This is a genomic window from Desulforhopalus glucosivorans (assembly GCF_054397165.1).
Map to the genome: position 1 here is coordinate 2517521 of NZ_AP044854.1, position 25263 is coordinate 2542783.

A 25263-nucleotide genomic window follows, 5' to 3' on the forward strand; every position below is an offset into this window, starting at 1 on the left:
TGCCCGTAAAAGAGCAATCTCAGATCTGATAACCAGATTAATATTCCAAACTCTGGAACAAAACTGAAGGTGTAAAAAAACAATCATGAATTTTAACATCCTATTATCCTTCTCTGTTATTGTTTGTCTCCTTGGGTTAGCTTTACAATTTTCTCAATGGTTCTCCCGAGGCCTATCACCTCTTTCCTCCCCTTCCCCCAGTTCACGGGTTATCAGTGGTATAAAAGCAGTTTTCACCACACTGTTCAGCACTAAAATTATTTCTGTTGTCCAGGCTTTTTTCGTTGATATCATTTTCCAAAAACGGATCTTCGATAAGAGTAAATTACGTTGGGCAGCCCACACATTAATCTTCTCTGGCTTTATTCTACTTTTTTTGTTTCACGCACTCAGTGCAACAGTAAGCGAATCTCTTTTTGCTGACTTTCAACCAACCCTCAATCCTTTTCTCTTTTTACGAAATGTATTTGGCCTCATGGTCCTAGTAGGACTTGGTCTTGCTATATATCGACGAATAACCTTAAAAACCCAACGCCTGAAATCGGCGTCTTCAGATTGGGATGCCATTATATTTATAAGTCTCATAATACTGTCAGGTGTATTTCTTGAGGCCAGCAAAATGTCCTCTTACAATACCTACCAGAACATGGTTGAAGAATATGCCTCTCTAGACGAAGAAGAGGAATTGGCTCTGGAGGCTTTCTGGATTTCTAAAAACGGTCTTATCTCCCCTCACTTTGAATCGGCCCCTTCTGCTGCAATGGTTGAAGCTGGAATTGAGGTAAATGCTGACAGCTGTATTGACTGTCACGCTTCGAACAAAAATGGTTTTGTCAGTTACTCCGTAGCAACAATCATCGGCCCTGTTTTGGGCGCAGGTGGTGGTGCTTTTCAGGTCAACTTTTTCTACATGTTACATATCGGTGCCTGTCTGGGTTTTCTTTGCTGGATTCCATTTAGTAAAATGTTTCATATGTTTTCCGCTCCCATGAGCCTAGTTGTGAAAAATGTAAGCGAAGATAGTTATTCAGGACTTGCCACCTCCCTAAACAGCCAGATGATCGGCTTATCTGCCTGTACACACTGCGGATCATGCTCAGTAGAATGTTCATCGAGCATGTTTTATGAATCATTTGACAATGATTTTATCCTGCCTTCTGAAAAGGTTCAGTTCCTCAAAAAGATTGCAACCAACCAGATAACAGACCCGGACGTCATTAAAGAAGTTCAGGAAGGACTCTACGTCTGTACAAGCTGCGATAGATGCACAACCATCTGCCCTTCCGGAATTAATTTAAAAGAATTGTTCGTCAACGCTCGCTACACCCTCCTTAAAGACGGGGCGCCAGAACCGACGCTCCTGAGCCATTTTTCATTCCCACTGGCACTTGCTCAAAATTTTGTGGACGACCACCTGGCTGCTCTAAAAAAAGTTACAGAACTCTTTAAGGCAACTTTCACTCCTCTTTCTGAAAAAAACAGTCCGCTCACCCTGGGAACAAGTTTTTTCAAAGACAACAGTTCCTTTACCAGTTGTTACTCATGCCAGCGCTGTACTAATATTTGTCCTGTGGTACGCAGCTATGATGAGCCATCCAAGGAACTTGGACTCCTGCCCCACCAGATTATGTACAGTTTAGGTATTGGTGATCTTGATCTGGCGCTCAGCTCACAAATGATCTGGAACTGCTCCACCTGTTATCTCTGTCAGGAGCATTGTCCAAATCAAGTTGAATTATGTGATATCTTCTACGGTCTCAAGAACAAGGCTGTTCAATCAATCAAAGCAGGAGCGAACTCATGAAATATGCTTTTTTTGAAGGTTGCAACATCCCCATACGCATCCAGCAGTATAGTCAGGCCATGATTGCAGTAGTAGAAAAATTTGGAATCAGTCTGGAAAAAATAGATGAGTTCAACTGCTGCGGGTACCCCGTTCGTAATGTTGACGAAACAGCCTATATCCTCCCGTCCATGAGAAATATGGCCATTGCTGAAAGCCGTGGCCAGGATATTTTTGTTATCTGTAATTGTTGTTTTGCAAGTTTGCAAAAAACCAAGAACATGCTCGCAGTAAATACTGCATTAAGAGCTGATCTTAACAAGATACTTGCCAAGGAAGGCTTAGAATATACCGGCAAGGCCCAGATAAAGCATTTCCTTACCATACTACATCAGGATATTGGCCTTGATAAGATTAAGGCCCAGCTCACTAAAAAGTTCACTGAGCTCAACATAGCAGTTATTCAAGGATGCCATATTCTGCGGCCACGGGAAATTACTCTTTTTGACGATTCTTTTGTCCCGCGTATCACCGATGAGCTCCTTCAGGTCATCGGAGTAAGCAGCCTGGACTGGCAAGGTAAACTTGAGTGTTGCGGGGCGGCACTTGCGGGAATCAATAATGAGCTATCGACCAAACTCTTACAAGAAAAAATCAGTGGAGCGCTTACCGCCGGTGCAAACTATATCGTTCCCATATGTTCCTACTGTTATCTGCAATTTGACACAGCACAAAAAGAGATTGCCAAAAGGCAGAGCCAGCACACCACACTTCCGGTCCTTCTCTACCCGCAACTTCTTGGTCTTTGCCTTGGTATAGACCCTGAACAACTCGGAATAGAAACAAATCAGACCATTGCTTCTCCACATGTTGAAGAACTGGTTTCCCTCTTAGGACCACCTGTTGAAGAAAAGAAGAAAAGAAAGAAAAAAGCGGTTTCTGCATAGTCCTTTTCCAACTGATTGCCCCAACCACCCTGATTAATCACAATCTGGGTGGTTTTTTCTTTTATTTTCCCCCACAATGTTTACTATTCTGCTATCGTAATTCTAGAAAGGGAGGATAGTTAACTCCTTGTATTTTTCTTTATTATTTTGTTTCAGTGCACATTAAATACGGAGATTTGTATGAGCAAAGTTATTGCGTTTGCAGGAAAAGGTGGAGTAGGTAAAACCACAGTTGCATCACTTGTCCTTCGTCATCTGGCAAATAAAGATAAAGGGCCGGTACTGGCTGTTGATGCCGACCCGAACAGTAATCTTGGAGAAACCCTGGGCCTTGATGTGCCGAGTACCATAGGAGACATCCGAGAGACCTATATGAAAGATCCCCAATCCATTCCTTCGGGTATGGACAAAATCAATTATCTTGAACTTCTGGTAGAACAGGCCATTATCGAAAAGCCGGCCTTTGATCTCATCGTCATGGGGCGCCAGGAAGGCCAGGGATGTTACTGCATGGTCAATAATATCTTAAACAATTTCACCGATAAACTCAGCACCCAATATAAGTACATGGTGGTCGATAATGAAGCTGGAATGGAACATCTCAGCCGACGCACCAGCGGTGAAGTTGATATGCTATTTTTGGTAACAGACTATTCTCTGCGTGGATTACGTGCGGTCCGGCGCATCAACTCAATGCTGGATCGTTTAAAACTCAAAGTCAAAAATCTCGCCATTATCGTCACCCGTGGCCCGAAAGATTTAAGCGAACCATTCTTAAAGGAAGTTGCTGAAATTGGTTTACCAATAGCCGGTGTAATTCCTGATGACCCTCAGCTACTTACCTTCGATATGGAGTGTAAGTCACTACTTGAACTCCCAGATGATTCTTCATCCGTTCAAGCCTTGGGGCAAATCATTGATGAGTACCTACCATAATAGCACCTCCGCTCCCCATTACCGGGTCAGTTCCTACCACCTGCAGCGATACCCTGAGATATCAGCGCCTGTGCAGGTGGTTCTCCATAACTTCTGTCAATTTGACTTATATCAAACCAAGCCAGCCTTTACTCCTGTATAGTTGTACATAGGTTATTGTTTATGGGACTTCATCCCCAATATGTATGTATACCTATTACTCCAAGGAGAACTACTATGAAATGCCCGGGCCAGGATATGAAATACTGGAAAGATGACGCAATTTTTGATGTCAATTGTCCTGAGTGTGATGGAGTTGTAGAATTTTATAAGGATGACACCTCAAGAAAATGTCATACATGCGGACATCGCTTTGTTAACCCCAAGCTCGATTTTGGATGCGCCTCCTACTGCCAATTTGCAGAACAGTGTCTTGGCACTCTTCCCGAAAACTTTTTAGGTAGTCGTGAAGACCTACTGAAAGACAAGGTGGCTGTACTACTTAAGAGACACCTGAAAACCGATTTTAAACGTATCCGTGAGGCAACAGAACTTGCCCAACTCGGAGAGAACATATGTAAACAGGAAGGTGGTAACCTTGCTGTGGTTCTCTGTGCGTCCTACCTGCATGGGGTTGAAAAACCTGCGGCTGATGGGATTTTAAATGAAGCTGGTGCCAGCGAACCTCTCGTGGAGATAATATACGAAACTCTTACTCCTGATACCTTAGCAGCCAGTAGTCCTATTGAGACACTAATCGTTGCCGATGCAATGAAACTCTATGCACTTATGACAGCTCTCAAGCAGCAACCAACTGTCTCCCCTGTCATACTCTCTGAACATCAACTACATACAGCTACTGCAAAAAAAATTCTTTCAGAACTAACGCAGTAAGGTCTAATCGTGTTAGAGCTCTTTTTTCTGCATCCTTCACTGCCTGAAAATACTCATGAATCAGTACTGTTTTCCTGAGTTTACTATCCATTGCTTGATAGCTTGTGTACTATAAGATATTATCTAGAAACAGGTGTACGTTTCTCACTTGAACTTATCAGTAAGTAATAGTTCGTCCTGATCTCTAGGAAATAAGTAAAGATCCGTACCTAAGCGGTATACATTCGTAACATCCCAACAGATTGAATGCATTACTAAGGTACAATGAATCAGATATCCAACCACAAGCGAAGGTTCGTATGGCATTAGTACTCATCGTTGACGACGAACGGGGGATGAGAGATTTCCTCAAGATTCTTCTCGAAAAAGAAGGCCATAAGGTCCTCACAGCAAACAGAGGGGCAAAAGCTCTTGAAATTCTTGAGACGAAGGTTGTTGATCTGGTTGTCAGCGATATCCGCATGCCTGAGCTTACAGGGATCGAACTTCTTGAAATAATAAAAGAAAAAACACCAGAACTGCCCGTTATTATGATTACGGCCTTTGCCTCTCCTGATGACGCGGTAATGGCCATGAAAAATGGTGCTTTTGATTATATAAGTAAACCGTTTAACGTGGAAGAAATCATCTCTGTTATCAGATCTGCCACTAGTCGTACTACCTCCAATGCCCAGGCCCAGCAGCTTGGCGACTCATTTCCCGAAATAATTGGTCAAAGCCGGGAAATGCTTAAAATATTTGACATGATTCGTAGGGTCGCGCCAACACCTGCCAATGTACTTATCTATGGAGAGTCCGGAACCGGAAAAGAGCTCGTTGCCCAGGCAATTCATAATCACAGTAACGTCGCATCAGAGAATTTTGTTCCCATAACCTGTAGTGCCATTCCTGAAGACTTAATGGAGAGTGAGCTTTTTGGCCACGTCAAAGGGTCCTTTACCGGAGCAATTGGTGATAAAGCTGGTCTCTTTAATGAAGCAGACAAGGGCACGGCCTTTCTCGACGAGATTGGTGAGCTTACGCCAATCATCCAAACTAAACTCCTCAGGGTTCTGCAGGAACGTGAAATTAAGCCTGTAGGTGGTAACAAGGTACAAAATATTAATGTGCGCATCATAGCGGCCACCAATAAAATCCTTGAAGATGAAATAAATGAGGGAAGGTTTCGGGAAGATCTCTTTTACCGGCTTGCAGTTGTCCCCCTACGTGTACCACCTCTTCGAGAAAGAAAAGGTGATGTCCCCCTTCTTGTTGAATTTTTCCTCCAGAAATATTCAAAACTTCTCGGGAAAGAGGTGCAGGAAATCTCATCCTATGCTTTACAGGTCTTAATGAACTACGATTTCCCCGGCAATGTCAGAGAACTTGAAAACATTATAGAGAGGGGTGTTGCTCTTGAGAGCTCCAATATAATCCTACCCGAAAGTCTCACCTTTGGAGGCTCTACCAGGTCCAAATCAACAGATACAGGAGCCGAGGTAACTAATCCCTTGCTTCATGCCGCTTCCAGTGAGGAGGAGCTCTACGATCTTGGAATCGAAAAAGTAATTGAGAATCTTGAAAAACGCCTTATTTCCCATGCCCTTGAAAAAACCAATGGTTCAAAAATGAAGGCAGCGGACCTCCTTAAAATCAGTTTTCGCTCCTTTAGGTACAAGGTCAAAAAATATAATATTACCTAATACATGTTTCTTAGAAAACTAATCCGCCGGGCAAGGGCCACCACTACCACAGAACATGTGCTGCGCAATCAGCTGCTCTCATTGCTGATGTTACGCATTATTCTATATACGTTACTACTGTTGATGAGCTTTATTTTCCACGGCTCACAATTTCAGTTCATATTTGTACCACCAGCCCTGTTACTTTTTTTAGTCTTTGCCATTTATACAGCCTCCCTGTTTTCAGCTTTTTTTCTTCTGGTATTTCAAGGTAATCTCCGTGCATTCGGCTTTGGCCAATGCTTTCTTGACACATGTTTTGTAGCGATCCTGATCTTCTTCTCAGGATCATCCAATTCCACCTTCACATCAGTGTTTTTCTTCCCTATTGTGGCAGGAGGCCTCATTCTTCCTAAACGGGGCGGTATCCTTGCAGCAAGTTCTGCAACCCTGCTCTATGGTTGCCTGCTCTTTCTTGAAAGCAATGGTCTATATCCCTCCTATTTTAGAGGGATGCTCGATTTTAATCCCATTATCAGTCTGAATCATTTTGCCATAAACGGCCTTTCGTTTTTTCTGGCGGCTCTCATTAGCACATTTTTTGGCATTCGCCTTCAAAAGACTGAGACTGCACTTACAGCTTCCATAGAAAAATATGACCGACTGGCAATTCTTTACAAGCGTATCTTTGAGAATATCACTACCGGTATTATTACTATTGACTCTAAAGGGATTATCACTTCGGCCAATAACGCAGTGCAACATATTACAGGTCTATCTCCTACTCAACTCATGGGGAGTAAACTGGACCAGGAACTATCCTGTCTCAACCTCTCTTTTGAGAACCAACGCCTTACCACTGATTTTACAAAGCATAATGGTCTCACTGTTCGAATAGGATATGCTTTCATGGATATTGTACAGGACACAAATTCACAGACAGTGACGAATGATAAAATCATAACCCTTCAAGATATCAGTGAAATTGAAAAATTAGAACGGCAGGTGAGGCAAACTGAAAAATTAGCTGCGATCGGTATGATGAGTGCATCCATCGCCCACGATTTCAGGAACCCACTCACGGCCATATCAGGTTCCGCGCAGGTATTATCTGCAGAATTTTCCAGCAATGGAAACAATAACTATACCAACTACGAACTTGCCAACATAATCATTAGGGAATCAGACAGACTCATTGATACCATTGCTGATTTTCTGCGATTTTCCAGACCAGAGCATGCAAATTGTAATTGGTTTTCCCTAAAGGCTTGTTTTGAGGAAGCCATAGAGGTTCTTGAAGCTGCTCCAACCTGGTCAAGCTCCATAGATATTTCTCTCAATCTAAGCGATACTATTGCTATCTGGGCCGATCGAAAACAGATGTTTACCGTATTCATTCACCTTATTCAAAATGGTCTGGCATTCTGTCCGGAAAGTGATGAACACATTTCAGTTACAGCTGTAGAGATAGATGCGCAAGATGCTGAAAATGGTAATGACGTTATCAAAATCACAATCGCTGATAATGGTACCGGAATAAAGGAAGAGCAGATGGATATAATATTTGAGCCCTTTTACACAACAAGGGCTGAGGGAACAGGCTTGGGACTCGCCATTGTACAACAGACAATAGAAGAACACCATGGTAAGATTACCGTTACTAACTCCGAAAATTCAGGAGCCATCTTTACTATTCTACTGCCAATCCCACGTCAGGATTACTAGAATTCTTTATTCTTCTACAGGCTTTTCTACCTGAGCTGAGGGAGGACCATCTTCCGAAAAATCAAGAAGCTCAATATTAAGATATACAGTACCTGTTCCAGAAGGGTCTACGGCCGCAATCTCACCTGCAACCCATATTTTATTACCTGCCATCATCTCAGCCAACTGAGGGTAGTCCTCACGCTGTATGCTGCCCTGAACGACGATTCCAAAACCGTCCTCTGAAATATCGAGAACAATGGTTTCACCACCACCCTCAAGGGATTCAAGACTAAAAAAGTATACAGGCCATAAGACCCTCAAATACTGTAGTTTTTCCTGGGCAACGCTCTCCTGGAGATTTTCCATGCTTGCCAGTTGTTCAAGTAATTCAGTAGGAGATGGACGTAAGTAAAATGAATTAGTTTTTTTGGAATCTCCCTGCTGACCGGAAGCAGCGCTCTGATCTTTAACCCGTAATTCCACCTTGATTGGGTCTTTTTTGGGCGGTGCTTCCTTGTGCTGGTTATTACTTTTCTGCAGGTAAAGCCCCAAACCTACAAAAACAAAGAGGCCCAGGCCAAGACCAATAATAGTTGCCCTTTCTTGATGTGTTTTTAGAAAACTCAGAACTTTTTCTAACATGTATCTCCCTGGCACCAATAAGCGAAGACGTGAAATGAGTTAATAAGGCCTCAAAACGTGAATCCCAGAACACGTTGTTAGTACTATCACAAAGAGAATCCTACTCAATCAAAGTCTATCCTATTATTCATCTTCTTTCCAGACCCTGGCACCAAGTTTTGTGAGTTTGTCCACTAGATTTTCATAGCCACGTTCCAGATGGTATATCCGTGAGATATCCGTGCGTCCACTGGCAGATAATCCAGCAATAACCAGCGAAGAACTTGCTCGTAGATCCGTTGCCATAACAGGAGCTCCTTTTAACCCTCCCATTCCACGCCCTTCAACCCTCGCAGAATTACCGTCAATACGAATGTGAGCTCCCATTCTATGGAGTTCGGCCACGTGCATGAATCGATTTTCAAATATAGTCTCATTGACTACACAACTTCCGCTACACTGTGTCATCAGCGCCATAAACTGAGCCTGCAGATCTGTTGGATAACCAGGATATGGCATAGTTTTAATATCCACACCATTGAGCTGCTTATCACTGCTGACACCATCCTTCCAGGACACAGTTATGGTATCTTCTGTTTCGCTTACCACAACGCCAGCAATACGAAGTTTTTCAAGCAGAGATGGCAAATGTTCCGGTCTGCAATGAGTTACCGTCCCAGTACCACCCGATGCAACAATCGCTATAAGATATGTTCCTGCTTCAATTCGATCTGGAATAACAGCACAATCAGCAGGAGCCAACTCCCTTACACCATGGATAATGAGATTATCAGTTCCCCGCCCCTCAATACGTGCTCCCATCCCGACCAACATATCCACAAGATTTCCAATCTCAGGCTCCTTCGCTGCATTTTTTAGAACAGTCGTACCATCTGCTAAGGTTGCAGCCATCAGAAGATTTTCAGTCCCGGTAACAGATGGAATATCAAAGTAAATGACTTCACCTTTGAGTGATCCTTCACTTCTTGCATCAACATAGCCGCCTTCAAGATCACAATGGGCCCCAAGTCGCTCAAGCCCCATAATATGAAAATCAATGGGTCGAGCCCCAATGGCACAACCTCCGGGAAGCGAAACCTTAGCACCACCAAGCCGTGCAACCAGAGGTCCTAGAACAAGAACAGATGCCCGCATGGTTTTAACAAGCTCGTATGGAGCTTCCGCACTTGTGAGTGTTGTGGTATCAAGGTACAGAACATCCCCTGCACGCTCACTTTTCACCCCTAGATGTTCAAGCAGTCTGATAAAGGTCCTGGTATCCCGGAGGTCAGGTACATTCCTCAGACAGTGTTTTCCGGGAGCGAGCAGGGTCGCCGCCATAAGTGGAAGGGCCGCATTTTTGGCTCCACTAATTCTCACCTCTCCCTTGAGAGGAATTCCACCTTCTATTACCAGCTTTTCCATACCCCTACTCCCCTTCTATATTTCAGTTTTTATAGCGTGAAGAACGCGGTCACGCCCCGCATAATCTTTTAATATTTCAACTTTTGAAAAGCCGCTGAAAACTTCTACATTCGTCTCAAACAGTGTCTGAATCTCACCCGCCTGATCGGCACCAAACTCCATAAAAAATTGTCCACCAGGCAAAAGTACATTTTCGAGCTGTTGTCGAATTATGTAAATAAGCTCCATCCCCCTTTTTCCACCGTCTAAAGCAAGATGTGGCTCAAACTCAGCAACTTCCGGCTCTAAATTACCATTCACATCAAGGTGACTCACATAGGGCGGATTGGATACAATAAGGGAAAAATCGGAATGTGTGGAAAAGGCAGAAAGTAGGTCACCTTGCACAAGATGAACTTTATCCATGAGATGGTGACGAGCCAGATTTACCAGACTCACCTGTAGTGCCTTATATGATACATCTATCCCATAGACTTTTTGACCAGTTTCATGGGCAAGAACGGTCGCTATCACACCACTCCCACAACACAGATCGGCTATCTTGCCCCTGAGATAATTTTCTTTTTTAGTTTTTAAGAGTACTTGTTCGAGTAAAAACTCTGTTTCAGGTCTTGGGATAAGGACATCGGGGGTAACGGTGAAGGTGAAAGACCAGAATTCCTGCTCCCCTATTATATAGGCAACAGGTTCTCTCTTAGATCTACGACCTATCAGTTGGTGATAATGAGATATTTCATTTTCGGTAGGAATATCGCGAGCAGCAAGAAAAAGCTCAGTTCTGTTCTTACCAAGGACAAATTCGAGAAGCAGTCTGGCATCAAGTTCAGACTCTTCAACTCCTGCAATGTCGAGAGATTCGGTTCCTTGACGCAGGAGATCATTTACTCGCATACTATCCGACCCCATGGATCATGTAAGAGAAGATTTCAACGGCAAACGCTATCTATTGCAGGTCCTTGAGCTTTTCAGCCTGATCGTGACTGATAAGAGGAAAAATAACTTCTTCAAGTTTACCACTCATAATTGCGTCGAGTTTATATAGAGTGAGATTAATCCTATGATCGGTCATTCTTCCCTGCGGAAAGTTATAGGTTCTTATCCTCTCACTTCTATCCCCAGTTCCCACCTGGCTTTTCCGCTCCTTACTTATCTTGTCATGGTGAGCCTGTTCCACCTGATCAAGTAGACGTGCACGTAGTACAGTAAGGGCCTTGGCCTTATTCTTATGCTGTGACTTCTCGTCCTGACAGGTTACAACCAGGCCGGTTGGGAGATGTGTGATACGAACAGCTGAATCTGTAGTATTTACAGACTGGCCACCCGGGCCAGATGAGCGAAACACATCGAATTTCAATTCACTCATATTGATATTAAGCTCAACCTCATCCGCCTCAGGTAGAATAGCAACGGTTACAGCAGAGGTGTGTATACGACCCTGGGTCTCGGTTTCTGGAACACGCTGAACCCTGTGAGCCCCGCTTTCATACTTGAGTTTAGAAAACACCTGCGTACCGCTGATAAGACCAATAATCTCTTTAAAACCGCCTACGCCTATGGGACTGGAACTCATCACCTCGACCTTCCATCCCTGACTTTCAGCAAAACGAGTATACATTCGAAATAAGTCTCCGGCAAAAAGAGCAGCCTCATCGCCACCGGTACCAGCACGAATCTCCAGGAATGTGTTTTTATCATCGTTGGGATCTTTTGGCAGAAGAATAATTTTTAGATCCTGATCCAGTTTTTTCTCCAACTCACTTAGCTCTTCAAGCTCAGCTTTAGCGAGTTCTTTCAGGTCCGGATCTTCATTGTCATCGAGAAGAATAGCTTTATTTTCTTCTATATCATTCTTAACTTTTTCTAATTCTCCGAATTTATCATTGAGTTTAGTCAGATGCGCATGTTCACATACAACCTTCTGATACTCCTTCTGGTTACTCACCAGTGCGGGGTCGGACAGGCGTCCTTCTAGATCAGAAATTTTGTCTTCGAGATCTGCAAACTTCTCAAACATAGTGGTTACCGGAGGCTAAATAAAGAAAAAGTCCACAACCATGACAAGCATCGTTGTGGACATTATCGCTAAAGCGAGTAGGCAGACTCAACCTACTGTACAAAAAGAGGGTATCAGTCTTTTTTCTCGTCTTTTTGTGCGTAGTGCTTTGCATAACGTTGCTTGAACTTCTCAATTCTACCGGCGGTATCAATAAGTTTTTGCTTACCGGTGAAAAATGGATGACATGAAGAACAAATTTCAACTTTCATTTCGCTCATAACTGAACCGAGTTCAACTTCAGCGCCACAAGCACATGTTGCATTAAACTTATGGTATTCTGGGTGTATTCCTTCTTTCATAATAACTATTCCTCCAACGCATGATTCATGTCATGCTATATTTAATAGAACTATCTATATATTAATAAAACACAAGAGCGTTATAATAACTAAAACAAAATTATTTTCAACTAAAAATAATAATGCCATCAACTCTTATTTTTAATTTAGCCATTCATCGAGTCAAGAAAGTCTTCATTGCTCTTCTGGTGTTTCAATTTATCAACTAAGAAGTCCATACAATCTGCAGGGTTCATAGAACTCAGCAGTTTTCTTAAAATCCAGATACGATTGAGAGCCTTTGGTTTAATGAGCAGATCTTCTTTTCTCGTTCCACTGCGTTTGAGGTCAATAGCTGGGAAGATTCTTTTCTCTGACATCTTTCTATCAAGTACCAACTCCATATTACCGGTACCTTTAAACTCTTCGAAGATAACCTCATCCATCTTACTACCGGTTTCAACAAGAGCAGTCGCAAGGATCGTAAGGCTTCCTCCTTCTTCAATATTTCTTGCAGCACCGAAAAATCTCTTTGGCCTGTGCAGAGCGTTTGCCTCAACACCACCGGAGAGGATCTTACCACTGGCTGGAGTCACAGTATTGTATGCTCTTGCAAGACGGGTAATACTATCGAGAAGAATAACAACATCCTTTTTGTGCTCAACGAGTCTCTTGGCCTTCTCAATGACCATTTCAGCAACTTGAATATGTCGCTGTGGAGGTTCGTCAAAAGTTGAACTTACAACCTCTGCCGTCTTCACACTACGAGACATTTCAGTAACCTCTTCCGGTCGCTCATCGATCAGCAGTACAATAAGATACACTTCCTTATGATTACGAACGATAGAGTTAGCAATCTTCTGCATCAATACGGTCTTACCGGTACGGGGAGGTGCCACAATGAGACCACGTTGGCCTTTTCCTATGGGAGCAAAAAGATCCATGATACGCATGGACATGTTATCCGGTTGCCACTCAAGGCTGAATGTTTCGTTAGGATGAAGAGGTGTCAGATTACCAAACAGTGTTTTTTGCTTTGCTGCATCAGGCGGATCGAAGTTAACACTGTCAACTTTCAAAAGTGCAAAATATCTTTCACCCTCTTTTGGCGCACGAACCAAGCCTTCTACAGTATCGCCAGTTCTGAGATTAAGGCGACGTATCTGAGAGGGGGACACATATATATCATCAGGACCGGGAAGATAGTTATAATCAGGAGCTCGCAAAAAACCAAACCCATCGGGAAGGATCTCAAGTACACCACTACCGCGCATCTTTCCGTCTTTCACAGACTGCGCCTTCAAGATTGCAAAAATAAGCTCTTGCTTTCTTAGTGAACTATAACCTTCGACTTTGAGGGTTCGAGCCAGTTGTACCAGCTCACCAATTTTCATCAGTTTGAGTTCCGCCAGGTTCATTAATCTACTTCTCCTTTGATAGATATTCGGCAGGATAATGGGAGATATAACAAATAACATAACAGCTACAGCTGAATGTTATATGGATAATCTCTTTGAATGTATACACTGGGTATTACAGGCGAGTAACTTGTACGCAGTAATCTGGTAGCCAGTGATTCTAAATTATATTGTTCTTTATGATTTGTTTGAGCGACTCGTATTTTTGATTTACAAAAATGCAGAATGGAATCGACGACCACGTCAATAGAGAATATCTATTAGCAGATTTCGCTGGCACAAATAATAATCAGGAATGATGCAAAATATCGAGCGAAAAGAGTTAGTAAATTCTGTATAGACAGGATTAGAATTTCAACGATCAACGTTATTCTTATACGGTTATAAACCTAAGCTGTCAAGCATTTTAGTGCCTTATTTCTGAACTTCTACCATAAAATCCGGGAACCCTGTGAACACACCCTGAAACAGTGCTGTTTTATCTTGCCAACAAGTCACTTACCTCAATTTTTTTCAGTTAACCAGGCCCACAAGGATACTGATCTTTTTTTTCACACATTTCATTTTTTAGAGAAGTCGCAAGCCAGGCAGTCTGTTGAGCAGTACTTACAAATGTACTTCCATTATCAATTATATAATCAACAAGGGGCTCTTTGCAAGCCATGGAAAGCTGTAAATCTATTATTCTTTTAGCCTCTTCTTTTTCAATACCATCACGGTTTACTGTTCGAGCAATACTGGTCTGGGTATCTACTCTAACAAGAACGACGATATCAAAATCGTCCTGCCAGCCTACCTCGAATAAAAGCGGTACTTCCGTCACGAAAATTGACGAACTACCAAGACTGGCCTTGCCCAATAGACGAACCCTTTCACGAACCAGAGGATGAAGTATCCCCTCCAACTTCTCTTTGACTGTATTATCAGAAAAAGTCGCCTCTCTTAAAAGAGATCTGTTAATTTGACCACCAGGGCTTATAAAGCGAGAACCAAATTCACGTATCAGGCCCATATAACCATCTTCATCAGGTTCGAGTAATTCCTTACAGATGAGATCAGTGTTGACGAGTGTTGCACCCAGATAATCTGCAAGCAGTCTGCTCACACTGCTCTTTCCTGAACCGTAACAACCGGTGATAGCGATCTTCACCAACTCCCCTCCTCAACGGGATCAAGTCCTTCGAGAACAGCAGCAAAATCATCCCATAGGGGAGCTTTAATATCCATTTTTCGACCTGTTACAGGGTGGGGCAGGATGAGACGGGAAGCATGCAGCATCTGCCGCGGATAGATTCCTTTATGTTTTGCTTTTCCGTAGACGACATCACCTAATACAGGAAAACCGAGATATTCCATGTGCACACGAATCTGATGTGTCCTGCCTGTTTCAATTCTCACCTGCAAAAGAGAAATACCGCCGACATAGGTTTCAAGCAACTCCCAGTTAGTGGCTGCATGCTTACCACTAATGGTTTTTACAGCCATTTTCTGACGGTTAATATGATGCCGGCCAATAGATGCAACAACCCGCCCATCGCACTGTCGCGGCACGCCCTGAACCAGAGTAAGATATTCTTTTTCCAGATTATGTTCTTTAAAACACTCGACCAGGGCCCGATGTACAGTGTCTGTTTTGGCGATAACCATTACACCGGATGTGTCCTTATCGAGCCTGTGAACAATACCCGGACGTACGCTATCTCCAACCCCTGCAATTGTAGCACAGTAATGCACAAGCCCGTTTACCAGGGTCCCTGTGTGATTACCTGATCCGGGATGAACAACAAGCCCCGGAGGTTTTGATATAAAAAGCAGCCACTCATCTTCGTAGAGAACCTCAAAATCGATCTTCTCAGCCGTTACTTCAAGAGGTTTATCCTCTTGAACACGACCCGATATTGATTCGCCGAGCTTTAATCTGTAACTGTTTTTTTTTGATTCGTCGTTAACGAGAATATCCCGCCCACGTATCGAAGCAGAAATTTGACTTCTGGAAAGCTGGGGAAGTTGAAGTGCCAGGAATTGATCCAACCGAACACCAACATGCTTTTCATCTACTTGATATGCAAATTGGTGTCCAGCAAGGTGTTCAAAAGAATCCATAAAAAGACGGAGTAAAGACTAAGACAATAAGAGAGAGATACACGTAATAGACTAGGAAAAAATAGCTTCGATGGTTTTACTCACATCATCTTCAGTGTAGTTTTGCGCAAGAGAAAGCTCTTTAACTAAAAGACCTTTGGCGGTATCAAGCATTTTGCGCTCACCATAACTTAAGTCTTTATCAACACTTAATAGAAAAAGATCGCGTAGGACAACAGCTACCTCGTGCACAGAGCCGGTTTTAATCTTCTCCATATAATCACGATACCGCCTGTTCCAGGTCTGGGTACCGAGCTCAACTGTTCTGTCTGAGAGTATATCGAGGATATCGCCAACCTCATCTTTTCCAACGATAGCCCGCAGGCCTACATTGTTACTACTGTCAGTTGGAATCATGATACGCATACTATTATCTAGAATTTCTAGAATATAGAATGATTGATCGATACCACCCACAGTTTTTTTCTCAATGGCTTTAATAACACCTACACCATGGGCTGGGTATACAGCCATATCACCTTCAGTAAACACTGAAATCTCCTTTAAACAAGGCGCCTTGCACAAGGCTTATAAAAAATTAAAAGAAGTACAAGACACTGCGCAATCATTAGCCAATCTAGGAAAGTACCGGCTTATACAATCTTCATTGCCGGTTTTATTGAATTAAGAAGATAGTAGAAGCAACTATTCTTTTATTTGGGTACTTAATGAATGAGTATAACATATTCCGCATTGAAATGCCGTACTTTTTGCACATTTCATACCAGTAAAGCAACTATTGCGAATTGAAAACCAACAGGCTCAGTTAAACAGTGACCTATTTAAGACTGTTGAGAATCCCTTTGGCGCGACCGATATCACCTTCGAGTACATATTTAAATCCGTCAACTATGTGGTCGATTCGATCATCTAATATACTCAATTCTTCACTTGAAAAGTTACTTAAAACATATTTTTCCACAGGAAAATCCTTATGTACATCTCCCTGACCAGGCCGTCCTATACCAATCTTTAACCTATAGAAATCATTAGTCCCAATAGAAGAGACGATGGACTTAATACCGTTATGACCACCAGCACCCCCACCCTTAGTAAGCTTGACCCTCCCTGGTGGCATATCAAGATCGTCATGAACAACAACAAGCTTATCTGGATCTATCTTAAAGAATGTGAAGGGTTGCGATACAGACTGACCACTCCGGTTCATATAGGTCAGAGGTTTAAGAAAATGAACTTTATCATGCCCATAGGTAGTTGAGCCATAGAGGCCATTCCACTTTTCTTTAAAGTTGGAATTTCGCTGGAAATAGTTATAGAGAGCGTCTACTATAAGAAATCCGACATTATGCCTGGTATCCTCATACTCAGCACCGGGGTTTCCCAGCCCAACGATCAAATTATCTTGCTTGCCCATGGGTTCTCTTAAATTACAGAAGGCCCGGAAAATGAATTTCCCGAGCCTTCTATATCAATCATGCAATAGTATGCTGCACTACTCAGCGGCATAGAATGTGCTACATGTTACTCAGCAGCAGCTTCTTCACCTTCTTCATCTTCCTCAACTACCTTAACACCAGGTTTAACAACCGAGACAGCTACTGAATCGGCGTCATTTAACATGGTAACATTAGCTGGAATAGTGAATGCACTACATTTTTTCTCATCACCGATCGCAAGACCAGTAATATCCAGGGTGATCTCATCTGGAATATCGAGAGGCTTACCCTGAATGACAACATTTTCACAAGGTGTCATAAGAACTCCACCAAGATCAACACCTTTTGCTATACCCTTATAGACTACAGGTACTTTATAGGCGCGCTCTTTTTCGAGATCAATCTCGCAAAAGTCTACATGAATCAAGGTGTCACGAACAGGATCGGTCTGAACTTCACCAATCATAACGTTTTTAACACCTTCGTTTTCGACATCCAAAGATACAACTGTGTTATGACGATAGAATTTCAGAAGTTTTGCCATCAGACTCTTGGTGTCCATCTGAAGTTTCAAAGCTTCTGCGCCACTACCATATACAACAGCAGGAGTCATTCCTTCCATACGTAATTGACGCATGGGTCCCTTCCCTGAGCTCTTTCTAACAGAAGCGGACATTTCTACCTGAAGCATAATTCCTCCTTTGCCAACCCATCGAGTTACTACTTAAAAAACGACCGGGCAAAATATTTTAAATATTTCTTTTAAATTAATAGAGTAAGATCTGAAGGCTATATAAAAAGAGAGCTAACAGAATCTTCGTTATGTATTCTATTGATTGCGTCACCCAACAGGCTTGAAACAGACAGGACTTTGATCTTATCGCATTCCTTAGCCTTTTCATTCAGCGGTATTGAATTTGTCACAACCAGCGATTTTAAACTTGAACCATTAAGTCTGTCAATTGCAGGCCCCGAGAGAACCGGATGCGAACAACAGGCATGTACTTCTTTTGCTCCATTGGCAAGCAGGGTCTCAGCACCAGCACATAAGGTCCCGGCAGTATCAACCATATCATCCATCAAGATTGCAGTTTTACCTTTAACGTCACCAATCACGTGCATAGCCTCGCACACATTAGCTTTCTCACGACGCTTATCAATAATAGCAAGACCGGAATCCAGGCGCTTTGCAAACGCTCTTGTTCGCTCTACACCACCAGCATCGGGTGACACCATGATAACTTCATCATGGCCAAAGGTACTTTCGATATAATCGAGCAGAACGGGTGCTGCATATAGATGATCAACAGGGATATTAAAGAAACCTTGAATCTGCCCTGCATGGAGATCCATACAGAGAACCCTGCGCACACCTACTGCCATAAGCATTTCAGCGACAACCTTTGCGGAAATAGGTACTCTGGGAGCATTCTTACGATCCTGACGCGCATACCCGTAATATGGAACAACCGCAGTAATCCTCCGCGCAGACGCACGACGTAATGCATCCACCATAATAACGAGTTCCATCAGATGGTCGTTAACTGGTGTACAGGTAGGTTGAACGACAAAAACGTCCGCGCCACGGACGTTTTCTTGTACTTCTACGAATATTTCTCCGTCACTAAAGTTCCGTACATCGGCTGCTGTAAGCGGAATATCTAAGTGAGCGGCAATTTCTTTTGCCAGTTCCTGGTGGGCATTACCGGAAATAACCTTTAAATCTCGCATTATCTTATCGTGGAGCTCGACTAACCTGATTTTATTTTAATGATGGCTGGGGCGGCAGGATTCGAACCTACGAATGCTGGGATCAAAACCCAGTGCCTTACCGCTTGGCGACGCCCCAGTACACGCTCTTGATATGTATACTTTATTCCCATATTGCTTACGTAATGCATCAGCAATATCTTGAAAATCAGAACTGATCGACTCTCTTACATCTGGAAAAACTCCGAAAACTGTTGGCCCACTTCCAGACATCAAAACCTTCGATGCCCCTTTGCCCAACAAGCTCTCTTTCATGCTGTCAATTTCCGGATGCGCAACTGATGTAACATCCTCTAAATCGTTGTGCATCTCGTCGACTGTCAATCGATCTAAATTGCGCTTTCGAGAGCGAGGTACTTTAGAATTTATTTCGCCACTTGTCAACAATAAATTTTCAAAAACCCATTTTGTTGAGACAGAAAAATCAGGATTAACCAGAACGAAAGTATAATTCATCAGAGAATCGACAGGATACATCTCATCTCCAATTCCTTCAGCAATAACTGCATTCGCATCGATTGCAAAAAAAGGCACATCAGCGCCCAGTGGACGTGCCATACCAACAAGGGTCTTCTCATCAAACTCAAGACCGCTTAATTGATTGAGCCCGCGCAGCACAGCCCCGGCATCGCTACTCCCCCCACCTAGACCTGCAGCGACCGGTATCATTTTTTGCAAATGAATCTTCACGCCGCACCCGATTAAACGTTTACTCTTGGAAAAGAAACTTTCCGCGGCACGTACGGCTAAATTATCAGAGTCAGTGGGAAGATTGCAATCATCACATGTCAACTCGACCCCGGAATTATCAGTTATGGACAGTTCTAGAGTATCACCGAAATCAAGCTTTTGCATCCAGGTACTGAGATTATGGTACCCATCCTCTCTTTTGCCTAGTACATGAAGAAACAGGTTAACCTTAGCAGGTGCAAAAATACGTGATTTTTTCTCTGTTTCCATAACTAGACGCAGTGTTACTTGCTCGCGTTAACAAAACGCAACTTGAGATCATAAAGAATGGTCTTCAACAACTCTCCCTCATCCACAGTCAGGTTTCCCTTCGTCTTTTCCTGCATGAGTGCAAGTGTGTCTATGGCATGACGGGCAAGATCAAGTTCCACTATTTTTTTTCCTGTACTCGGATCAGCTATCTCACCCAAGTGATACAGTGCTGAGGTATTAAGTGACATAATAAATGCATGAAACGTAACTTCGGGCATAACACACTGCCCTTCTTTATTTGGAACCTTACCTTCCCCACAGCCACATCCATTTTTATCGGTACCTGCCATCTCAGCTCTCCTTATACAGAAAATCTACTCATTATAAATATACATTTCAGCTCATGAACTCCCTCACAGAACCATTCCAAAAACATAACTACCAAGAATGGTAGGTTCAGAAATCCAAAGGTCAAGTCTTGTTCCTCTTTTTCTCACCCCTGAGACCGCATAGGTTGTGGTGCTCGGATTGTGACTATACAGGTTTCATTACCCCAGAACAACCAAAAATCTGTTCCATTGCTCTATCTTGACTCCATCGCTTAACTGTACCTACAATTACACATATTCAGGGGCGGCAAAATGCCATTCTACTTGAACTATGGATGTGAACAAGATATATAGCATAACGCAAAAGTATCCTGCTATTTTCCGACTACTTCTTGCCATCATTTACGACACAGCTTACTCTGTCCGTAATCGTATAAAACACATAGAACAAATTGTTATAACTCAGCACGCAACAGGATAAAAGGAGTCTTTCATGCGCGAAACACGTCTACGCTTTCCCCCCAGCCCCACCGGGTATCTCCACATTGGTGGAGCCAGAACCGCATTGTACAACTGGCTCTATGCCAAAAAACATGATGGGAAACTGGTCCTGCGCATTGAAGATACCGATGGTGACCGATCCAGCGAGGAATCAATTCAGGGGATTATTGACGGCCTAGAATGGCTTGGCATTGATTACGATGAAGGCCCATATTTCCAAACTGAATTTGAAGCTGATCACGCAAAGGCTGCCCAGGTATTGCTTGATAAGGGTGCAGCGTATAAGTGTTTTTGCACCAAAGAAGAGTTGGAGGCAAAGCGGGAAACTGCAAAGGCTGCCAAAGGATTTCTAGGGTATGATAGAACCTGCAGACATCTAACAGCTGATCAGATTGCAGAAAAAGAAGCGGCCGGCCTGCCAGCAGTTCTGCGATTTAAGATTCCTGAGCGCACAGGACTACTCGGCTATGACGATGAGATTCTCGGACGAATTCAGTCAGACTACAAGGAAATGGATGATTTTGTCATTGTCAGGTCAAATGGTAAGCCCCTTTACCTCCTCTGTAATGTAGTTGATGATATCCGTGACAGGATCTCCCATGTCATTCGTGGCCAGGATCATATGACCAACACCCTGAAGCAAGTTCTTCTCTACGAAGCTCTTGACGCTCCTCTTCCCGTGTTTGCCCACATGCCGCTAACACTTGACACCAAAAAGGCGAAAATTTCAAAACGAAGCCATGGGGAGATAGTTGCTGTTCAATTTTACCGTGATATGGGTTTTATTCCATGGGCTTTCAATAATTTCCTGGCGCTCCTGGGCTGGTCAGCAGGTAACGATCAAGAGTTTTTTACCAAGGAAGAGCTGATTGAACAGTTTTCCTTAGATAGAATTAATAAATCTAGTGCTATATTTAATTACCGTAAAAACGATCCAAAGTTTTTCACGGATCCCAAGGCCATTTATATTAATGAGCACTATCTCCGCACCATGGATATCAAGCAACTCGGTACGCTTGTGCGAGCAGAACTTGAGAGTGAAGACCTGTGGGATGACAAGTATGCTGGCGAAAAAGAACAGTGGTACCTGGACACCCTGGATCTTATCCGCGACAGGTTCCACACCTTAAAAGACTTCACGACTCTTGGACGAGCCTATTTTGCTGACGATTTTACAATTGAAGAAAAGCCTCTCAAGAAAAACATTCTTAAGCACGAAGGGTTAAAAGAGTGGTTCCCAGAACTCGCCAACCGCTATGAACAACTGGGTGACTTCAACCTTGAAGAAACTGAGCGGGTAGCAAGGGAGCTTGCAGAAGAGTTAGAGATTAAACCTGGAATTCTTATTAACGGCATGCGAACAGTAGCTACAGGTCAGCTGGCCGGTCCATCCATGTTTGATATTCTTGTCACCATTGGCCAGGAAAAGATCGTAGCTCGACTGCGTAATATAGACTCACTTTTTGCATAATTCAGGTTCAACACAAATCGAAAAGAGATCCATGGAAAATACAGAAACAGAAAAACGCCCCTTAGATTTTATTCGTCAGATCATTGCTGATGACCTTAAATCCGGTAAACACGAGCAATCGATTACCAGATTTCCACCTGAACCAAATGGTTTCTTGCATATTGGTCATGCAAAGTCCATCTGTCTGAATTTCGGGGTTGCTGAGGAAAATGGTGGTGTTTGTAATCTGCGTTTTGATGATACCAATCCAAGCAAGGAAGATGTGGCCTATGTTGACTCAATCAAAGAGGACGTACACTGGCTCGGATTTGATTGGGGGGAGCAGGTACATTTCGCCTCTGATTATTTTGACACCCTGTATGAACTTGCTGTGGAGTTGATCAAACTTGGTAAAGCCTTTGTCTGCGAACTCTCTCCTGATGAGATGAGACAATATCGCGGAACCCTGACTGAACCCGGCACAGAAAGTCCTTTTAGAAGTCGAAGTGTAGAGGAGAATCTTGACCTGTTTAAACGGATGAAAAATGGTGAGTTTGACGAAGGTAGCCATGTGCTTCGTGCAAAAATTGATATGGGCTCCCCGAACCTGAACATGCGAGATCCAATCATCTATCGTATCCTTAAGGCTCATCACCACCGCACAGGCGATACATGGCAGATATACCCCATGTATGACTACACCCACTGCCTCTCTGATATGCTGGAGGGAGTCACCCATTCTCTCTGTACGTTAGAATTCCAGGACCACAGGCCCCTCTATGACTGGGTACTGGAAACACTGAACACCCCCTGTCACCCGCGACAGATCGAATTTGCACGACTCAACCTCACCTATACGGTTATGAGTAAGCGTAAATTGTTGCAAATGGTGGAAGGAAACTATGTGAGCGGCTGGGATGACCCTAGAATGCTGACAATTTCAGGACTCAGACGAAGGGGTTATACTCCGGCTTCTATCAAAAACTTCTGCAAAACCATCGGTATTGGCAAAAGCGATAGTCGAATCAGCATGGGAGTCCTTGAAAACGAGATTCGAAACGATCTTAATGTTAGTGCAGAACGCCGTATGTGTGTACTGGACCCGGTAAAGGTGATCATTGATAATTACCCCGATGACCTTATTGAAGAAGTGGCGGGTAAAAATCACCCCCAAGACCCTGAGAAGGGCCAACGCATGATCCCTTTCTCCAAGGAAGTATTTATCGAGCGTAGTGATTTTATGGAGAACCCATCCAGGAAATACCACCGCCTTGGCCCCGATAGAGAGGTACGCCTGCGTTATGGTTATCTTGTTCAATATGCCTCCCATGTCAAAGACGAAACAACTGGGGAAATAGTTGAAATACACTGCACATACGACCCAGAGAGCAAAGGTGGTTCTGCACCGGACGGCAGAAAGGTTAAGGGAACCATCCACTGGGTTTCCGCATCTGAGGGTGTTCCTGTTGCTGTAAATATGTACGACCGATTATTCAAGGTAGAAGACCCTGAAGGCGACAAGGATGTGGACTTCCTTGAGCAGCTCAACCCTGATTCACAACTCATTATTAGTAATGCAGTGGCAGAACCCAGTCTTGCACAGATGCAACCTGGTGAAAGGGTACAGTTTGAGCGCCAGGGATATTTCTGCCTCGACCCTGTTGAACCGGTGAAAGACGGGAAACCACACTTTAACCGTACCGTGACGCTCCGCGACTCCTGGGAAAAAAAGAAGTAGAACAGACTCACCGCCGCAAGCTACCTCCTCCTCAGATAACCATTAACTTCTGAGGGGGAATACATAGAAAGTAACCACTATATAGACGTAGCCTTTTTGGTTCCTGTAACTCAAAATTCACTTCAAGAACTCTAGGAAATAGTATGTCACAGATCAATCTACGCCAAATGGAAAAAATGCAATCCGGAACCATCACGAGTGTCAAAGTTGGTGGAGAACTGGGACGACGCATTCGGGAAATGGGACTTGTTCCCGGCACAGAAGTTACCATTCAAGGTCGTGCCCCCCTTAATGACCCTGTTGCTCTGCGTGTACTCGGAGGCACTCTCACCCTAAGAAACAATGAAGCTGATTATATTATGGTCGAGGTTGATTAAGTTCGGCCTCACTTCAGGCTAAGCACCGCTCCTGCAACAGCGTACTTCTTTCTGATCCCGCTGTTGCCGCTTAAAACTGCTTATTATCCTACAATAACTACTAAAATCTCTCCCCATACCTCCCTGCTCCCCCTCCCACTACAACGGCGCCGCTTTTCAACTCACTCAACTCTGCATACACATTGTTAGGAGCTGCTAAATATATTAATAGATCTTGAAATAACTGTTGACTGGAACTAATGTTTGGAGTACCTAAAGATCACATTTAATGGTGAAATGATGAGAAGAAGAAAGGGAAAAAATCATAATTGCAGTTTTGGTGAAAAGGTAAGAAATTGTTTTGGTAAATCTCCGTGCCAAAAGATTGAGATGCCGCTTTCTGAAAATGGTTATTGCAGAAAAGTTAAGGTTTGCAAGATTACCGGAGACAGAAAGATTTGCGCCCGAATGGCTTCACTCGGTCTATACCCCGGCGTTGAGGCGGATGTTATCTGCTCACAGCAAGGCAATCAGTGTGTTGTTAAAGTCAATGGAGGCACCATTAGCCTCGATTCAAACATCTCTGAAAACATCTACGTTACAGATCTTTAGCCCCATCCTTTCCGTTTACTAAGGCTAAAGCCTTAGATCCAGTTCTCATTTTTTTTGACCAAAATGTTAGGAATGACTAACACCATCATGCATGGATAACCGTTATGGAACAATTTGAAAACATCATAATCGCAATCATTCTCATCCTCGTGATACTCTATCTCTTTCGAAATTTTTATTCTAAATGGAAGTCATTAACCGATCCATCCTCCCCCCCCTCATGTGGTGATGGCTGTGGTTCGTGTCCGCAATCTAGTTGTGATGATAGAGAATTTCCTACAAACGGCAAATAAAGAAGATCTTCAAAAGATACAAGAACGC

The 25263-nt window shown here is 43.3% G+C and carries 24 protein-coding genes, 1 tRNA gene and 1 pseudogene; 11 read left to right on the top strand and 15 right to left on the bottom strand.

The window, feature by feature from the left end:
- Positions 1-85: 85 nt before the first annotated feature.
- The 6 genes from ACX6CI_RS10890 to ACX6CI_RS10915 all read left to right on the top strand — a co-directional run bounded on the left by ACX6CI_RS10890 (position 86) and on the right by ACX6CI_RS10915 (position 7925).
- Positions 86-1804, top strand: coding sequence for a 4Fe-4S dicluster domain-containing protein (locus ACX6CI_RS10890; RefSeq protein WP_458778180.1), 1719 nt, complete (start codon positions 86-88; stop codon positions 1802-1804).
- On the top strand, positions 1801-2730 hold the full coding sequence (locus ACX6CI_RS10895) for a CoB--CoM heterodisulfide reductase iron-sulfur subunit B family protein (protein WP_458778181.1): 930 nt from the start codon (positions 1801-1803) through the stop codon (positions 2728-2730). The genes ACX6CI_RS10890 and ACX6CI_RS10895 overlap by 4 nt, the downstream gene beginning before the upstream one ends.
- Before the next feature lie 180 nt (positions 2731-2910).
- Positions 2911-3666 (top strand): ATP-binding protein, encoded by a 756-nt coding sequence (locus ACX6CI_RS10900; RefSeq protein WP_458778182.1) that lies wholly within the window; start codon positions 2911-2913, stop codon positions 3664-3666.
- Positions 3667-3882: 216 nt separating this feature from the next.
- Positions 3883-4539, top strand: a complete 657-nt coding sequence (locus tag ACX6CI_RS10905) for a phosphohydrolase (protein WP_458778183.1) — start codon at positions 3883-3885, stop codon at positions 4537-4539.
- 299 nt (positions 4540-4838) lie between these two features.
- Positions 4839-6221 carry a sigma-54-dependent transcriptional regulator gene (locus ACX6CI_RS10910; protein ID WP_458778184.1) on the top strand — a complete coding sequence of 461 codons (1383 nt, stop codon included), beginning with the start codon at positions 4839-4841 and terminating at the stop codon, positions 6219-6221.
- A 3-nt stretch (positions 6222-6224) separates the two neighbouring features.
- Entirely contained in the window at positions 6225-7925 is a 1701-nt protein-coding gene (locus ACX6CI_RS10915; RefSeq protein ID WP_458778185.1) for a two-component system sensor histidine kinase NtrB, read from the top strand.
- Positions 7926-7931: 6 nt separating this feature from the next.
- Here ACX6CI_RS10915 and ACX6CI_RS10920 read toward each other — a convergent pair whose 3' ends face one another.
- From ACX6CI_RS10920 to ACX6CI_RS10990, 15 genes and pseudogenes are all read right to left on the bottom strand, one after another.
- Complete coding sequence (locus ACX6CI_RS10920; RefSeq protein ID WP_458778186.1) at positions 7932-8549, bottom strand: hypothetical protein; 618 nt, start codon at positions 8547-8549, stop codon at positions 7932-7934.
- A 123-nt stretch (positions 8550-8672) separates the two neighbouring features.
- Positions 8673-9953 carry a UDP-N-acetylglucosamine 1-carboxyvinyltransferase gene (gene murA, locus ACX6CI_RS10925; RefSeq protein WP_458778187.1) on the bottom strand — a complete coding sequence of 427 codons (1281 nt, stop codon included), beginning with the start codon at positions 9951-9953 and terminating at the stop codon, positions 8673-8675.
- A 15-nt stretch (positions 9954-9968) separates the two neighbouring features.
- Entirely contained in the window at positions 9969-10844 is an 876-nt protein-coding gene (gene prmC, locus ACX6CI_RS10930; protein WP_458778188.1) for a peptide chain release factor N(5)-glutamine methyltransferase, read from the bottom strand.
- Between the two features lie 52 nt (positions 10845-10896).
- Positions 10897-11967, bottom strand: coding sequence for a peptide chain release factor 1 (prfA, locus tag ACX6CI_RS10935; protein ID WP_458778189.1), 1071 nt, complete (start codon positions 11965-11967; stop codon positions 10897-10899).
- A 113-nt stretch (positions 11968-12080) separates the two neighbouring features.
- Entirely contained in the window at positions 12081-12308 is a 228-nt protein-coding gene (gene rpmE / locus ACX6CI_RS10940; RefSeq protein ID WP_458778190.1) for a 50S ribosomal protein L31, read from the bottom strand.
- Positions 12309-12454: 146 nt separating this feature from the next.
- Positions 12455-13705, bottom strand: a complete 1251-nt coding sequence (gene rho, locus ACX6CI_RS10945) for a transcription termination factor Rho (RefSeq protein WP_458778191.1) — start codon at positions 13703-13705, stop codon at positions 12455-12457.
- Between the two features lie 517 nt (positions 13706-14222).
- Positions 14223-14855: a dephospho-CoA kinase gene (gene coaE, locus ACX6CI_RS10950; protein WP_458778192.1), complete on the bottom strand. Its 633-nt coding sequence runs from the start codon at positions 14853-14855 to the stop codon at positions 14223-14225.
- Positions 14852-15808, bottom strand: coding sequence for an RluA family pseudouridine synthase (locus tag ACX6CI_RS10955; RefSeq protein ID WP_458778193.1), 957 nt, complete (start codon positions 15806-15808; stop codon positions 14852-14854). Before ACX6CI_RS10955 ends, coaE begins: the two co-directional genes overlap by 4 nt.
- A 51-nt stretch (positions 15809-15859) precedes the next feature.
- Positions 15860-16339 carry a CarD family transcriptional regulator gene (locus ACX6CI_RS10960; protein WP_458778194.1) on the bottom strand — a complete coding sequence of 160 codons (480 nt, stop codon included), beginning with the start codon at positions 16337-16339 and terminating at the stop codon, positions 15860-15862.
- A 286-nt stretch (positions 16340-16625) separates the two neighbouring features.
- Positions 16626-17222, bottom strand: coding sequence for an aminoacyl-tRNA hydrolase (pth, locus tag ACX6CI_RS10965; protein ID WP_458778195.1), 597 nt, complete (start codon positions 17220-17222; stop codon positions 16626-16628).
- Positions 17223-17329: 107 nt separating this feature from the next.
- Positions 17330-17935, bottom strand: a complete 606-nt coding sequence (locus tag ACX6CI_RS10970; protein ID WP_458778196.1) for a 50S ribosomal protein L25 — start codon at positions 17933-17935, stop codon at positions 17330-17332.
- A 98-nt stretch (positions 17936-18033) separates the two neighbouring features.
- Complete coding sequence (locus ACX6CI_RS10975; RefSeq protein WP_458778197.1) at positions 18034-18975, bottom strand: ribose-phosphate pyrophosphokinase; 942 nt, start codon at positions 18973-18975, stop codon at positions 18034-18036.
- A gap of 43 nt (positions 18976-19018) precedes the next feature.
- A tRNA-Gln gene (locus tag ACX6CI_RS10980) sits at positions 19019-19093 on the bottom strand.
- Between the two features lie 92 nt (positions 19094-19185).
- Positions 19186-19974: pseudogene (ispE, locus tag ACX6CI_RS10985) on the bottom strand (4-(cytidine 5'-diphospho)-2-C-methyl-D-erythritol kinase); the annotation flags it as partial.
- A 14-nt stretch (positions 19975-19988) separates the two neighbouring features.
- A complete protein-coding gene (locus ACX6CI_RS10990; RefSeq protein ID WP_458778198.1) occupies positions 19989-20306 on the bottom strand; it encodes a DUF1844 domain-containing protein in 318 nt (105 codons plus the stop codon).
- Between the two features lie 472 nt (positions 20307-20778).
- Here ACX6CI_RS10990 and gltX point away from each other — a divergent pair, with 472 nt between their 5' ends.
- The 5 genes from gltX to ACX6CI_RS11015 all read left to right on the top strand — a co-directional run bounded on the left by gltX (position 20779) and on the right by ACX6CI_RS11015 (position 25235).
- A complete protein-coding gene (gene gltX, locus ACX6CI_RS10995; RefSeq protein ID WP_458778199.1) occupies positions 20779-22257 on the top strand; it encodes a glutamate--tRNA ligase in 1479 nt (492 codons plus the stop codon).
- 31 nt (positions 22258-22288) lie between these two features.
- Positions 22289-23974, top strand: coding sequence for a glutamine--tRNA ligase/YqeY domain fusion protein (locus ACX6CI_RS11000; RefSeq protein ID WP_458778200.1), 1686 nt, complete (start codon positions 22289-22291; stop codon positions 23972-23974).
- A gap of 143 nt (positions 23975-24117) precedes the next feature.
- Positions 24118-24351, top strand: coding sequence for a FeoA family protein (locus ACX6CI_RS11005; protein WP_458778201.1), 234 nt, complete (start codon positions 24118-24120; stop codon positions 24349-24351).
- Between the two features lie 243 nt (positions 24352-24594).
- Positions 24595-24942, top strand: a complete 348-nt coding sequence (locus ACX6CI_RS11010; RefSeq protein ID WP_458778202.1) for a FeoA family protein — start codon at positions 24595-24597, stop codon at positions 24940-24942.
- Between the two features lie 104 nt (positions 24943-25046).
- The gene (locus tag ACX6CI_RS11015) at positions 25047-25235 is read left to right on the top strand and encodes a FeoB-associated Cys-rich membrane protein (RefSeq protein ID WP_458778203.1); all 189 of its coding nucleotides are present in this window, start codon (positions 25047-25049) and stop codon (positions 25233-25235) included.
- The last annotated feature ends 28 nt before the right edge of the window (positions 25236-25263 follow it).